Below are 318 nucleotides of genomic sequence, written 5' to 3'. Positions count from 1 at the left end.
CGGCTCGTCGACGACCAACACCCCGACACGTTCGTCGGCTCGGATCGCCAGGATCGCAGCCACCGTCGCGCCGCCGACGATGAGCAGGACCGCCAAGGCGGCGAGTGCCGGCCGCCGCTGCCGCGGAGGCGCGGGAAGTCGGTCCGCCACCCCGACCGCTGCCGCGCTCCGTACTCCGCGCTCTTCCCGGGCGCGTTGACGGTCGGTCGGGTCGTCACCGGCTCGAGTCGTGGATATCGCCATAACTCCCTGAGTCTCCACCTATTTGCAAGAACGTGACCTTACCCCGGGAATTGTTGACCTTCAAGTATCGCACCG

1 pseudogene is annotated in these 318 nt (G+C 67.9%); it reads right to left on the bottom strand.

Going from position 1 to position 318, the window contains the following annotated elements:
- Positions 1-243 (bottom strand): annotated as a pseudogene (locus ELR45_RS35610) (hypothetical protein); the annotation flags it as partial.
- Positions 244-318 lie beyond the last annotated feature (75 nt).

The sequence above is a fragment of the Phytoactinopolyspora endophytica genome, from assembly GCF_004138495.1.
Taxonomy (GTDB): Bacteria; Actinomycetota; Actinomycetes; order Jiangellales; family Jiangellaceae; genus Phytoactinopolyspora; species Phytoactinopolyspora endophytica.
This window is presented reverse-complemented; position numbering and strand designations above follow the sequence as displayed.